Annotated in this window: 6 protein-coding genes; all 6 read right to left on the minus strand. The window is 42.2% G+C overall.

What is annotated here, in order from left to right; genetic code table 11:
• Positions 1-217: 217 nt before the first annotated feature.
• A complete protein-coding gene (locus BACFIN_RS23235; protein WP_007750893.1) occupies positions 218-763 on the minus strand; it encodes a hypothetical protein in 546 nt (181 codons plus the stop codon).
• Complete coding sequence (locus BACFIN_RS13780; RefSeq protein ID WP_007750900.1) at positions 763-1,452, minus strand: PP2C family protein-serine/threonine phosphatase; 690 nt, start codon at positions 1,450-1,452, stop codon at positions 763-765. Before BACFIN_RS13780 ends, BACFIN_RS23235 begins: the two co-directional genes overlap by 1 nt.
• Positions 1,453-1,454: 2 nt before the next feature.
• Positions 1,455-6,992 carry a methylation-associated defense system ATP-binding protein MAD8 gene (mads8, locus tag BACFIN_RS13775; protein WP_007750902.1) on the minus strand — a complete coding sequence of 1,846 codons (5,538 nt, stop codon included), beginning with the start codon at positions 6,990-6,992 and terminating at the stop codon, positions 1,455-1,457.
• A gap of 3 nt (positions 6,993-6,995) precedes the next feature.
• Entirely contained in the window at positions 6,996-8,552 is a 1,557-nt protein-coding gene (gene mads7, locus BACFIN_RS13770) for a methylation-associated defense system protein MAD7 (RefSeq protein ID WP_007750905.1), read from the minus strand.
• Between the two features lies 1 nt (position 8,553).
• A complete protein-coding gene (mads6, locus tag BACFIN_RS13765; RefSeq protein ID WP_007750907.1) occupies positions 8,554-12,696 on the minus strand; it encodes a methylation-associated defense system protein kinase MAD6 in 4,143 nt (1,380 codons plus the stop codon).
• 293 nt (positions 12,697-12,989) lie between these two features.
• Complete coding sequence (locus tag BACFIN_RS13760; RefSeq protein WP_007750909.1) at positions 12,990-14,672, minus strand: RNA-binding domain-containing protein; 1,683 nt, start codon at positions 14,670-14,672, stop codon at positions 12,990-12,992.
• Positions 14,673-14,674: the final 2 nt, after the last annotated feature.

The following is a 14,674-nucleotide window of genomic DNA, read 5'->3' on the forward strand; positions in this document are numbered from 1 at the left end:
TAATATGCTCCACAAAAAGCAGCTAATGAAACTTAAAATCAATTTGCCGACAGTATTTCTGCTTATAGATATAAAGAATGGACTTGAAAAAAGGGACCAAAAGATAGTCACCATCCCAATCCCCCTGATAAATGAAAATAAATTCCTTAGTTTATGTAGCTACTAAGTCATTAGAAGCGTAAAAGAAACTTTATTGATTATTTGTATCATAAGCCAATTAAATTAGCACAACGGTTGTCAATTTACTACTGGTTTTATAATTGCCAATCAAGTCACCTCGAAAAACTTTTTCAGCCTCCAGTCTTTCACCTTTCTCAATCTTATAAATATGGAGGATGTCATTGGGGTTAAGGCTGCTGTTTGCAGCTTTAATTACCAGCAATGCCTTTTTCTCTTCATGCTCGACTACTTTAAATCTGACAGCTCGATCCATGTACTTTACAAGCACCTCGGAGTCCAAATCTAATTCTTGGACGTACACTGCTGAATCCTGGAATCCCCAAATACTATCTACGGAACGAGCCAAAAGGTAATCATCCCATGTCGAGAAACCCAAGTATAAGGCTATGGTATTAAGTGTATAAGAGTTGGTACGATGGTCGTCATCGATATAACCCATTAATCGTTTGAGAGTAGTTACACCGATGGAACGCTGCGTTACGTCCAATATCAACTTGGCCAGCATATCAAAATCCTTTGCCTGATCAAAGAGCAAGCCAGACTTTTCTTTGAGGTCGCCAATTACTATATTGCTTAATATCATTATACCGTTACTTTTATGAATGAATAATTATCATCCATGTCGGGAGCCATATCATCCAAACACTTCAGATTTATCTTGTCACATGAAGCTGCGTATTCTTCAACAGGGAGCTGCTTATAAAATCCATCAGAACATAAAAGAAACGTATCTCCTTTCGCAACAGATAGGACTTCAATAGGAATCTCTTCCTTGATTTCATCACCCATAATGGCACGAGTTACAATCGCCGCATACTTCTCATAAATAGAAGAAGTAATGGCCATTTTGTTTGAGAGTTGCTGGACAATAGAATGGTCTATTGTCCAGAATTCCATTTTGCTCTTGCTAAATTTATACACTCTACTATCACCAAGCCATGTAATATATGCATAGGCACCTTTAATCAATAGCACCGCAATGACAGTTCCCATTCTTTTACCACTAATTTCCATCCGTTTAATCATAAGGGCATCATTAGCAAACACAATTGAGTCCCTCAAAAGATTCTCAGGCGTATAATTGGTGGTATTCTTCTCCACATACTCCACAATACTTTCAGCCACAGTTTGAGAGGCTATCTCACCATGTGAGTAGCCCCCCATACCGTCAGCTAATACAAATATTGCAGAGTCTGCAGACAGTGAACGATGGATTACATAATCCTGGTTCACTGTTCTACTTCCTCTATTTGAATATTTTATTATGTTCATTCTTATTTTACAGCTTGTATAGTATCTCCACCGTGTTTGGTGACACGAGGACGAATGCTAATCTTTATCGGACGCTGAGTAATCGCTTTATCAGTCGCTTTGTTAGCCCATAGGTAGGCTTCACCTGAACCCAATGCTGCCATTTCTGTAGCTGTTAGCGTTTGAAGGGGTGTTATCGCCTTTTGGACATGCTTCACCCATGCGGGTGAACTAAAGCGGTGCATCACTACCATCGAACTAAGTTCGATGATTTCAGTAGGCAAACTCATTGGATCCTGACTGGCAATCATGATTGAAACGCCCTTATGACGCATTTCACGAATTGCCGTAGTGATAGAATCTACTAAATCCTTGTTGTTCATGTATTTATGAGCTTCATCAAATACGATGAACTTGTTGAATGCCTTACCATCCACAGTCATCACACTTGAGAATATATTGAGCATGACAACAAATAGGCCTAATGCTTCTTCTTTTTCGATAAACTCATCACGCAAGTCAACGATGATAAGTCTACCCGGGCGAAGGTACTGCTGCAGCTTACAACCATCAGTAATATACTCCTCTGCAAAATCCAATTTGGTATTGGCCAATGCTCTTTGAGAAGTAGAGAGGTGGTCACTATTAGCAACGCCAAAACGTATGTTGGCCAGCGACATATTTTGACGACAAGCCTTCATAATCTGTTTCAGTTCTTTGATATAAGCAGAATCATTACCCATTGCAGCTAAGAGGAATAACCAGTCACGAACCGATAATTCGCCTGAATCAAAGCCAATTGAATGAACTTCCAAATCAGGATATTGAGCTTTGCGCAATTCGACCTGAGCTTCAGGTGCAAGAAGTACCACATCTTTTACAGAATTTGGCTCAGCACCGTATTCAGCTTTCAGCTTAGCCAGCTGTCCTGCTTCATCATTAGGATAGACCATTGATGTGAACTCAGGCGCATAATCCATACTTTCACTGAAATGGAATATCACACCTGCCATGGATGCTGGTAACTTGTTTACGTTGGAGAACTGTTTAAGTACCATTTCTATTACCGAACCAATCGTATAGCTCTTTCCTGCGCCTTGAACGCCAAAAAGGCTGATGGTATTACACTCATTGAGGTCCATACCAATAACACGGCCATTTGATACCATCTTGCCCAGTACCCCAAATTGGGGAGATTCGCCATTCTTACCAATGATAACATCCACTACAGGTTCTTTGTAGTTTGGATCAGACTCATGAATGACGACTTCTTCGTCATGAGATGGGTGTGACGGTATATCTTCTGCAGGAGTATCTATCACAGGCACATCTTCTTCCGGCTTTTCTTCCTTAGTCGGTTCCATTTTTGAAGGCTGCTCATCCACTTCTGGAGTAACTGCAGGAGCCGTTTGAGGTTGCTCTACTTCCTCACTGGGCTTATCGAAGACTACAGAATCATTATGATTCTTTTCCTCCGATTCTGCTGATTCAGTTGGAGTGTTTTTCACCTTTTTAGGCACAATAACTTCATAGTCTGAATTATCAGTCGGAGTAACAACTATTACAGGCTTAACTGGCGGTTCTTGAGCTGGGCTAGTTTGTTCTGCAGGAACGAAAGTAGGTTCAAAAAAGTTCACGAACTCATTATCCTGAGCTTCCAACACCTGTGTTTTCAAGTTACTATTCTCATCAAGAATTTGCTCGATAACAGGATTGCCCATCGTATAAATCACCGCATCACCATAGAAATCCTTCTTTTGGCGCTCAGCCTGCATAAAGTCGAAGATTACACCAAGACGCTTAAATCGAATAGTATAGCCTTCGGAGAGCTTACTCAAGAACACCTTGTACTCATGAGCCTTGTCCGGGTTGAGTTGCCCATATCTCAGTGAACGGTTAATATAAAACTCCAAGAGAGACTTCAACTCAAGCACTTTTAGCTCTCGATCAAGTCTATCATTGCCATCCACTGCTATCTCAAAGTGAGAACGCAGGGCGAAGATGGTATTCTCAATCTGATTTACAATTTTTTGGTGAAGTTCGTCTGCTTGGTAATAAGCATTTCTGCATTTAATCTCAACCACATTGAAAAGGATTTCCTTGCGATTGGTATCGATCTTAACCACCAAGTTATCGGCTCGTTCCTGCTTATCGCTATCCAAATCGACAAAGAGTTCCTTATGAAGGTCAATAGGAATCATGAAGGATTCTGTTGTGATGCCCTTCTTCTCCAAGAAACGCTTCGTTAACGTGGTACCAATCACCTCAAAGCCTTTTCTCGACGTAGTATTCACCTGCATGATGAGTGAACTACTAACTGAACGAACATCCTCAAGAATCTGCTTGAAATTCTTCTTATCCTCAATATTGATGCCATACTGCTTGAACAGAGGAACCATCAGTGCTGCGATTTCACTCGTCGGTTTCGTCGTCAAGTAAGATGAGATACCTGTAGCCTCGTCATTAGGCACATAATCCAACAGATATGGAACATCCGAATCGCCAAGACATGGAAGGTCATAGAACTCTGGTCCCATATTTTTGTCAAACGTAACTACCCAGTCACTGCTATCATGAATGAATGACAAGAGCATCATGTCATTCTCCTTCAATCGCAACGTCGTGGCTGGCACAGACTCTTCAATGGTTGAAGACAACATCTTACCAATCACTTCCTGCAAGCGAGCAAACAAGCTAACTTCAAGGTTGGCAGATTCTGAAACAGGATTAGGCAAGCTCTTATTAGAATAGTATCTATTCCATACAAAGGTTTTACCCACAGGTTTTGCTTCTACAATATCTCTGCAGATAGTGCCATTCAAGAAAAAAGAACGGCTTAGTTCGCTTGGACGAGCAGGCTCCGTGTTTACCACAAATGGATTCACCAAGAAAGAAAGATGAGCCTGATAGTTATCATGCTTGTTGATAAAATCGCTCGTCTTATTCAAGGAGAAGCGAAGTTTAGGGAACAAGCGATTAGCAGAAGCTTGTGAGAAAACTTCCGCATCGTTTGCAACTGCAGATTCTGGGTCGAGCAAATCCTTGAATGCTTCACCGGATTGCAGCATATTCTCATCGGTAAACAGTCTGATTTCATAAGTCAATTCATGACCGATACCAATCTTCTCCAGTCTAACCAACGCCTCTGCGAACGTAGCCGCATCACCTGCATTAAACAGGTTAATAACCAACTTATCAGTATAAGGATGAGAAACGCTGTAATTGAAAAGATGGCGTACCACCAAATCTAAGTTCACATCGCTATCAATACGCTTTTCTCTTTCTACATTCAGCAACATCGAAACGTATGATTTCAACTGGCGACTGCCTGAAGAGAATGCCTCCTCCGACTGCGTAGGTTGTGCATAAGCACCCCAACCAAAGGTAAGTTCACCAATGTACTGATATGCTTCCTTTAGAGGGTCATCACTAAGCACTATCGGAGCCACGTTCATTGGAATTTGCCCTTGGAAAAGCTTATCCAGTTTACGATACCAAGCCTTTCTGTACTTAGGTACTTCAATAGTACGGTCTTCCCAATCTTGATAAAGTTCGTACAGATTCACCATCCAAGCTAAACGCAATGGATGTAAAGGGCTTACCAACTTAATTTGGTTTTTGCTGCCGTCAGGCATTTCTACGGATAATAGAACCGTATCAATGTTCTGCAGCTTAACCACATCGTCTGTATTTAAATCCTTATCCAATTCCTCTCTGAGCCAAGTATTGTACTCAGAAAGATAGGCTTTAATCAGGCCCAAATTGGTTGTGAAGTCCAAAGTGCTTGTTAAGCCACTTTCGTCTTCTGCCGATTCTCGAATGATAGCAAAGAGGTCTTCTCTTAAAGCAATTAATTCATTGGGAATATTGACATCTGAGGCAGGCACAAACAGCGGTTCACGAATAGCCGTATCGTTCGGATTCATCAAGTAAGCATCTGTTGGGTTTCCGCCTAACAGTGCCTCGACATGACCAAACTCATTGGCATTCTTCAAGAAAGTAGATTCCAACTGAATTAACTTCTTCGACAGCTGTATTTGATAGGCATAAGCAGCGCCAAAATCAAAGTGATAAGTGTTGTTCAAGTTGCCATCCACCCACAGATTACGATCAACACCATCTGTAGGAATATCCAAATCCTCATTCTTTGCCAAATGGGCCGAACGATAAAGAATAATAGCTTGTGTAAAGCTATTTACCTTAGCTCGTTTATCAATTTGACCTTCGGGCACATCACCATCGTTTACAATGGTGAATACTGCAGATTCGTTACAATATGCCACGTGGTGTTCCAAACGATATTGTTCCATTTGGAGGTTCGGGTTCTTTTCCTTTGCCTCCTCCCAAGCAGCTTGTACCATGTCTTCTTTGAACTCTTTCTTCTGTTCGAGTACAATGCCGTTCTCATCAAGCGCACGAACACGCAGCAAGTAATCACCTTCATCAAACATGCCATCTGCAATGTTCACAGACATCTTACGTGACGCACGTTTGTTCGTGCCAACTTTGGCTTTCTTTATAACACCAACTTCTGAAAAATCGCTGATGTCAACCAGTGCTATTTCAAAAGAAACAATCGCAGGATTGTCCTTTGGTGCAGGGTCAGTAGTAATGGTAAAAGATACCTTCGACTTCTTCTCAGTAATGATGTTTAATACAAAATTGCCTTCATCGTCTCTAACCAATTCTTTCTTTGAATCCTTACCCGTGTTCAAGTCAACCATCACCTTCACTGGGCCAGAAGATCCAGTTTCAAGCCATGGAATATTGGCATAGTTGAACTCTGGATGATTGCGCAGAATAGATTCAAACAAAGAATTTGCGTCTTCTACAGAATCATCAGAAGTAAGGAAGCTCATAAGGGCACGTTGAATAGTTCCTCTCTCGATAGGAAGAGAAGAAATGCGATCAGCAGCGGTCAAAGAAAAATCAGAGATAATAACTGAAGCCTTTTCTTTGTTCAGCATGAAACGTCTGCGCACAGCATTCTCATCCTTGAGAAGCGCCATGTCAGGCCACATGTCAAACACAAATAAGCCATTACCCCATGCTTCATCTGAGAACTGGTTTAGCTCCAAATAAAGTATGTACGAAATGACATCATTCTTGTAGGCATGAACCTCGTCTCTAAGCAGTTCAAATATCTGTGCCCAGCTATATTTCTTTTCCTCAGGAATCTCGTCAATCAGCTTGCGAATGAAGGAGTCCTGTAGGTCTGATGCTGACAAATTTTGGAACGTAGCGTCACCATAAGAGTCTTCTGCTGACGTTCTGCTATTGGTCGGTACCAAGATGAGCACAGCCTTTGTGGGGTCATTTCTCAATTCAATAAGCTTGGTTGCATGGATAAACTCCTCTCCCTTTTTTTCTTCAGAGAGAATGAACACCGACAAATCCTTATTGATGGGGCGCAACAAAGGAAGCAGAACACGAAGTTCTTTCAGCGCGAGGCCTGTAATCTTCATACAATGCCCCGGACGAACTTGCTTCAACTTTGGTGCATACGTTTCAACAACATGTTGTATAAAACGCTCGTAATACAGAGTTCTTATTTCTTCCATCGTTTACATTTTATAGCGTGGGCGAATCTTCTGCAGGATGCAAGCGTCACTCATATCGGTGTAGAAACCAATCTGACGAAGTTTATCCTTAAAAGCTTCTACATTAGTACGGAATGCTTCATTCATTTCCACATCCGCATTGGCAAAACGTTTCTCGTTTACACCATTGATGATTAAGCCATACCGGTCACGAATTTCACTAATTAATTCGTCAATCGATAAAGAACGAGTTTCGTAACCGCCAGTAGGCTTTTCCTTTAACACAAGGAGTTGCACCAACGTTTCTAAGAGCTTCGAGCCGAGTGCGCCACGTCGTGGATGGCGGCGTGAGCGACTATCAGCCAAAAGCATAGATGAAGAGTTCTTCATTGCCACAGCATCAAGAAACTCGTGTAAGTAGCGATACTGATAGTTACCCAAGTTTGATTTTTCTAATACATGAACCAACATATCGAAGTAGTCATCTTCAGGAAACAGCTCAAGCATTTCTCTAAAGTCCTCTTTATCAAACTCTTTCTCATCAGAGTTGGGAAGATCCTTCCGGATTCCATTCAAAACGGATTCATAGAAACCATCTGACTTGTTATTATCTTCTTTCAGTATTCTCAGCGCTTCGTCAATAGAGCATGGTTTTCTGTCTTGAATGATGTCGGCCATATAGGTAGAACGAATGTACTTGCCAATGCCATTTTGCATTCTTTCCACATCTTTACAAGCATATGCAGAAACAATGCTATCTAAGTCATCAGTCACATCTACGAGCATCGACCAATCGTCTTCCACTTGACGTGAACCAGCATCCACCATTTTTGGTAGCAGGTAAATCAGTTTCATTGCATATAAAGCCAAATGGAAACCGCAAAGTATTCTCAGATAGTCAATGAATACAGCTCTAGGAAGCTTGTCTTTATAGAGAAGCAACCGACGAATATCGTCATTAAACAAGGTTGCCTGTTCACGGAGGAACGGCTGCGGAATGGCTTCTGCCACCTTATTTAATGTCTTACGTTCACGCAATGGTTTGGTGATATACAGAATACCTGTAGTATCTACATCCAAATCCTCACTTGAAACGATTTCTCCTGTCTGCTTATCCCAGCCCTTACTAAGGTAGCGCACCAATCCATGCATTACTTCCGGATTGCTTCGCAGCATCAGATAAAGTTGGTCTGACGCACGATAGTCACGACAAAATTTGCTGTTCTGAACACGGAAACTTAGCAAATGCAGAGGCTTTAGTGTTGATACATGCTCTTTTACTACGTTACCACGATTCACCAACTCCAACAACGAACTGCGAAGCCAATCTTCCACGCCATCAGGGTTGTCGCTTACGCCATGCATTACACCTTGGCTTTCCAAGGTCGCCACGTTCTCTTTTAGAATGTCAATAGTATATTCTTTACGGAAAGCCATTGATACTGGAGCACCGTCAGCATACATCTTGATAAAAAGATTGGTCAGCACACGGTCCAGCTTTACCGACTTAACATCGACATAGAATATTTCCTTATTCAGGAAGGCTTGTACACCTGTTCCTTTCTTTAGTTTTAATATCATATCATTGCACGTTAAGAGGTTCAATTACTATATGCTTTTGACCGTCCAATCGTATAGCAGTGAACTTGCGATTATTCTTTGTCACAAGTATCTCTGAATACGTTTTTGCCTCCAGCAAATTCTTAAATATCTGAAGCTCGATGAAGCGTCCACGCAAGTCATTCACAGAAGGACTAAAGCCTGCGTGAATGTATTCCAGCATTTCATACAAGTCAAGACTTACCGTCAGTTGGATAAATTTATCCTTTTTATGGCGGAATATCAAGCTGTCGCTTTCATACTCGATGTACTTTGTCAAGTGTTCAGTCTTATTCACATAAAGCTCGAACTCATCCAAAGAGAAACGACGGTAGCTCTTTGAAATGGGGTCTGCCACATTTGAACTTGCCAAAAGAAGATAACCCTTAGTTAGCATTTCATTAGAACAGCCCTCACTGGCAGAAATTGCACTCGCAAGGTCTTGCATAGTCTTGGCCAATTCCTTAGGATCTTCAAGGCGCAACTGCTTTTCAAAAGCACTGGCATATCGATAAGGTAATCTTCTTCTGAAATCAATGGCTCCTTCAAAATACTGATGACGCACGAACGACTTATGTCGGCTTGTTACAGCCATACGAACATCGTCGGACTTCACTTCGTATGCAGGAATAATTTGATTGCAATCATTGAAGTCCTTCAGCAAAGAGCGCGTACGATCGCTGAAGATGATGTAGTCGTTCGGACGTTTCGTGCGATAGTACAAATCACGGTCGAATGCAGGCAAAGCCACACCCGCAACGTCTGTTTCACGAAGTAACTTTACCAAACGGTCGTTTGATTCCAGTGTCGGCAGTTCGAAGTATTCTACCTTGTTGGGGTCCGGGTATGTAACAGGCGCTGTCAGGTTGAAATAGTAATATTGCCAATAGTACTCAGGTACATTGTCAGCATTTACCAATTCAATCAGTGCCTTTACTTCCTCACACGAATAGTCGCGGGTCAACATCCACGCAATCATCGAGCGCAAGTCGCGCATGGTGATATGGAGTTCACGCTTATAAACGATGGTGCGCACCAACCATTCCAAACGGTTGATGACCTCATCACCAGCGCTGGTATCTTGGAAGGTGTCCACATTGTATTTGATAAAGCAACGGTCGGCCACAGGACAGTTTTGACACTTACCCCACAATTCATGGCGTGTCAACTTCTTCATTTGTTGAGCCAACAGGCTTGGCATCTTTGTCTCAGCATCACGTGCAGTTACAGAGCGAAGGTTCAGGTTTATCACCATCAAACCAGGTAATAATTCAGCATGACCTTCCTTGTAAAAATACTCCTCAATGTTGTCCTGCAGCACACGCAATTCGGGACGCATCGATAAGAAGTCGACCAAACGACCTTCGTTGATGGCAATCACACGTCCTTCATGAGCCTGCGTATAATCATTCAGACCATAGAATGGAGAAAGGAACTCAACCAATACATCATCATTTGCCTTGTCGTCTTCATCCTGTGAGCCATCATAATTCGACTCAAATCGAACGCCAGAGATATAGAATTGGGAACCATTGTTCGTGTCAAATTGCTGCTTATCCACGCCCTTATCTTCTATGCGATGAATAAAGGCAGTCTTACCATCACCTGCATTACCAGTAATGATAATCAATTTGTACTTCAAAGCTTCAATATCGGCAATTAACTCTCTGTCCAAGCGAGTTTCAGAGTAAGTTAACGTATCAAATTCATGTTGAGCTACGCCAGCACGTGTACCTCCATTGCCATGGCGACTTTGGCTATATAGTGAGTTGATGTAGTCCACAGGATTCCCAACATCTTCTCCATTGTGGGTGATAGAAATTACAGATGAATCCTTTTGCATACCATCCAAACCGATAGCGTTCAGTGCATCCAGCATCTCTTGTGCTGTCTTGAAACGCTTATTCTTATCGGTAATGATAGACTTCATCACAAAGTCAGCCATCTCATTGGATAGTTTATCATTATAGTTGCGAATATCAGTAGGCAACTTGTGAATGTTTGGACGCAAGTTACCACCAGGCCATGGATAAGCATGGGCGAGCAGTTCGTAAAGCGTGATACCGAGCGCGAAGGTATCGGCAGAGCAATCCCAGTCAATCTTATTACCTGAAACTATAAGGTCTGGAGCCATATAAGGGAAGGTTCCTCCAAACGACTTATCATCCGTCGTAGCCGAAATATTGAAATCAATCAACTTGTACAGCTGGCGCTTGTGCCACATAATGTTGCTGGGCTTGATGTCGCGGTGGTACACAGGAGGCTCTTTGCTTTGCATATAGACCAAAGCACTAAGAATCTGTGTCGCCATCTTGAAAATTTCATCAGCTGGAAGGCGCAAATCACCCTTTGTGTATTCTTGAAGGTTTTCGCCATCAAGCAATTCCATCAAAGTAAAGAACAAACCACCGGGAACGGTTCTGTCGTTATGCTTGAACTCTACAATATTGGGATGATGTAATTCTTTGAGTGCATTAAACTCATTGATGGCATTATCAATAGAGGCATCCTTCTCGAATATCTTGATGGCTAAGAACTGCTTCTGCATATCGTGCCACACTTTGAAAACACGTCCAAAACCACCTCGGCCCAATATTTCATGAAGCGTCATGCTTGGAGAAACCTTCATACCAGGCTTCATATCCTTCAAGTATAGTGTCTTCTCTGCGTGCTCAGGCGAAGTAGTATGAGAATTAGCAATCGTTTTATGCACCTCTTCATCAATCGCAGCATTGAGGAAGTCAAGCACTTCTTCTGCTGTTTGCCAACGCTTGTCCGCATCAACCACCATTGTCTTCTGCACAAATTCATCCATCCATGCAGGTAGCTCTTTCAGCACATGGCTGGGTAGATGGTCTTCAGGAAGTTCACCGCCCAAAGCCGTTACGAAAGTCAACACGCTGTCAAAAGGCAATCGGCCTACCATCAGTTGATAGAATACCACGCCTAATGAGTAGATGTCACTAGCAGACGTTACATCGCCATCCAAAAGCTCAGGAGCTGTGTAAGGCGAGGACTGATCGCCAACTGAATTTACAGAAAAACTCAAGTCGATGTGCTCTACAAACCATGACATTCTAAAGTTTGCCAAGGCTGCTCTTCCGCCTTCAAACACATAGATATTCTCAGGACAGACATTGCGATGATACACCTGCACCTTATGGGCTGCCTTCAAAGCGTTAGCCACATCCATGATAATGCTAAGCTTATCGGTTTGTTTGAAAGTCTTTTGATTGAGTTTAGCACGCAGAGAACTCTCATCTTGATAGCGACTTATCTCATAGTAGTAAGTCTGCTCTTCGTTCATCTGGCACTTTGTATTGACGATATAAGGAGAGTCGCCAATTTTTTCTTGTGCCATATAAGCGTTTTGCACTGACAAGTTTAGTTGTTGCAGTTCTTTCGGGCTCTTGTCCGCGACATCCAAAGGATATTCGCGCACACGATAACGAGCCGTAGCGATAAACTGTGGCACACAGAGGTACTCAGTAAATTCTTCGGTTTCTTGAAGCTTCTCTTCGATAGTGTAGTTGAAGATGGTGGTGCGTTCAGCGCGTCTTCTTTCCACCGATTCTCCAGTAAGAAAATCGGTAAGTTGCGCCATCAATGGTTGAATACCATTTTCTGAACGTGCTACCACTTCATGGTTACTGATAAATTCTACGAGAGCTTCACCGAGCGTGAAAGTCTGCTTGTAAGTGTCACAAGTTGGATCCAAACCAAACTTCGATTGCTGAGGATGGCTCAACGTAACCAAAGTGATGATCTGGCCAAAGTTCCAGTCGGGATGTTGGTTCTTGATTTTAGAAGCAAGAATACGGCTCTTTAGTCCGGCAGTCTTGTGTGGGTTTACCACTTCCTGACCGTTACGGAACCAAGCATAGTCGTCGCCTTCGAGGTTTCCAGCCCAATCCTTATTTTCAATATGGTAGAGGGCATGAGGAGTCACCACAATACAGTCATATTCCCAATACTTCATGATACAGTTAGGTCCCGTAATGGCTATGTTACAGTTGGGAATGATAAAATAATTGTTGGGTAACTTCACAGACAGATAATCGAGTAAACGCTTTTCGCCGGCGTTTACAGGTCCATCATCATGAGGAGGTCTTTTGATTATTGCCATAATTATGCTGCTTTTTATTTGTTATTATCAAGTATATTCTTTAGTCTGTCAATGAAACGAGCAGTGTGGTTTCCTTAAACAGTCAAACTCACCTTTATGGTGCAGTGCGGACACTTTATTTGTTCTTTATGATACTTTGACATGGGCTACATGTTTTATATTAGGTGGAGGCAACAACTGCCGCTTTATCTCTGTAATTTATAACCGAATTATAGCCGAATTATAACCGAACTTCAATGCAATATGCTTGATAATGAACTACTTTACAAACTTATCTATGGATTATAGCCGAATTATAACCGCAGTTTAGTCAATCCTATTTCGGTTATTCTCCATGTTCTTCCTTCTATTTGAAGTAAGTCTGATGACCCCATCTTAGAGAGCAAACGACCTAAATACCTTTTCTTTGAAGTAGCATTCATTGAAGCAGGAAGGTTCTTGTGTAAGGCTTCGTAAACATCTGCCAACTTAAACCCTTCATTACCAGCATCCCTTGCTAATTGCAGAATGGTTTGCTCAAGCAGTTTTTCTTCAAGTCCCTTTTCCTTGATGTTATGTCCAATTTGATGAGTCAGCTTAGCTACTGTGAGCGAAATAATGTAATTCGGCGATCTTCCTTCAATGAGCCCTTTCTCCTTCAGGTGCTTGACTGCATCTTTCGTAACAGGACGATGCTTCTGAATAGCATCCAACCAGACACATTCTTTCAGCGTCAAGTCTGTGTTTGTTTTCAGCAGCGAACTATACTTTTCATCAAGCATCTTACCATAGATGGTCACGCCAACGCTACGCTTATTATTATCGATGTCGTAGTCAGGCATTGGGAAAAAACGATTGCGTTGCTCGGCAAAAATCTTTTTGATGCCACGGCCGACGGTATCAATCATATTGAAGTTTACCATGCCCGTGCAAAGACATTCATTGCGATAGTGGCGTTGTGGACCTTTATGCTCCAGTGCATTTTCGATTGTACCGGGAATAAAGCTGCCACCATTGCCATAGTACAGTTTATCGTTACCTTCCACAAACGAAATACGCTGTTGAAGGGTATAATCTTGATGGGCAATACAGTTATGGAGAGCTTCGCGTATGGTGTAGTCATCATACTGCTTCATGGTATCAGGGAAGAGTGTACCACCAGGCAATTCTCGCATCGTCTTGTTGCGTATCTTGGCCAGAACTTTATCCACGGTCAAAATAAAGGGAATAGTGAAATGCTCATAGTCAATCACAGTCTCATCTTTATCCTCCCACGTCCATGTAATCTGCGCCACAGTAGGATGTATTTTTTGAAGTGAGAGTGGTTTGCCTAATAGCAAGATAGCAGCTCGCGTGAGTTGACCATCACGCATTACACCACTATTTGAGAGAAACTCTTCCGCAGTCCAACCCTCAATTTCTTCTGCTGGAATTGATGATTTGTGCACCTTCTTGTACATAATACGAGCAGTTGCTATAGCCAATTCATCAAGGTCACCAATCGTAGCGTTAGGCACCAATTGTGCAGTCCAATCAGGAATAGGTGGTTGCTGGCGTATCTCGTCTTGCTTGGCTTGGTTGAGAGGTTTCAAACTCTCACCATCACGTCCGTATGCAATGCCCTTCCACTTCATTACGATGTTTCGAGGAGTAGCAGGAACTTTAAACAAGAGCACACGTTTGCCTTCCACTTCCAACGGAATAATCTCTCGAAAGATTAATCCGTCAGTGGTATGTTGCGACATGTCTTGCTTTAATTTGTTGAGCGCCACTTCACCATCTTTGAATGAGGTACCAACAATCTCATGTTTCTTATCCCACACACCAAATACAATCCAGCCAAATTCGCGTTCACGCAAGTTAGCTTCATTGCTGAGGGCAGAGAAGTACTTACCCAACTCATCTACATCAAAGTTGGTTTCAGCCTTCTTAAATTCTACCACTTCATTTTCGGCATGTTCCCACAGGCGGGTGAATATTTCTATGTTTTCGTCCATAC

It is taken from the genome of Bacteroides finegoldii DSM 17565, from assembly GCF_000156195.1.
In the GTDB taxonomy this organism is placed as follows: Bacteria; Bacteroidota; Bacteroidia; order Bacteroidales; family Bacteroidaceae; genus Bacteroides; species Bacteroides finegoldii.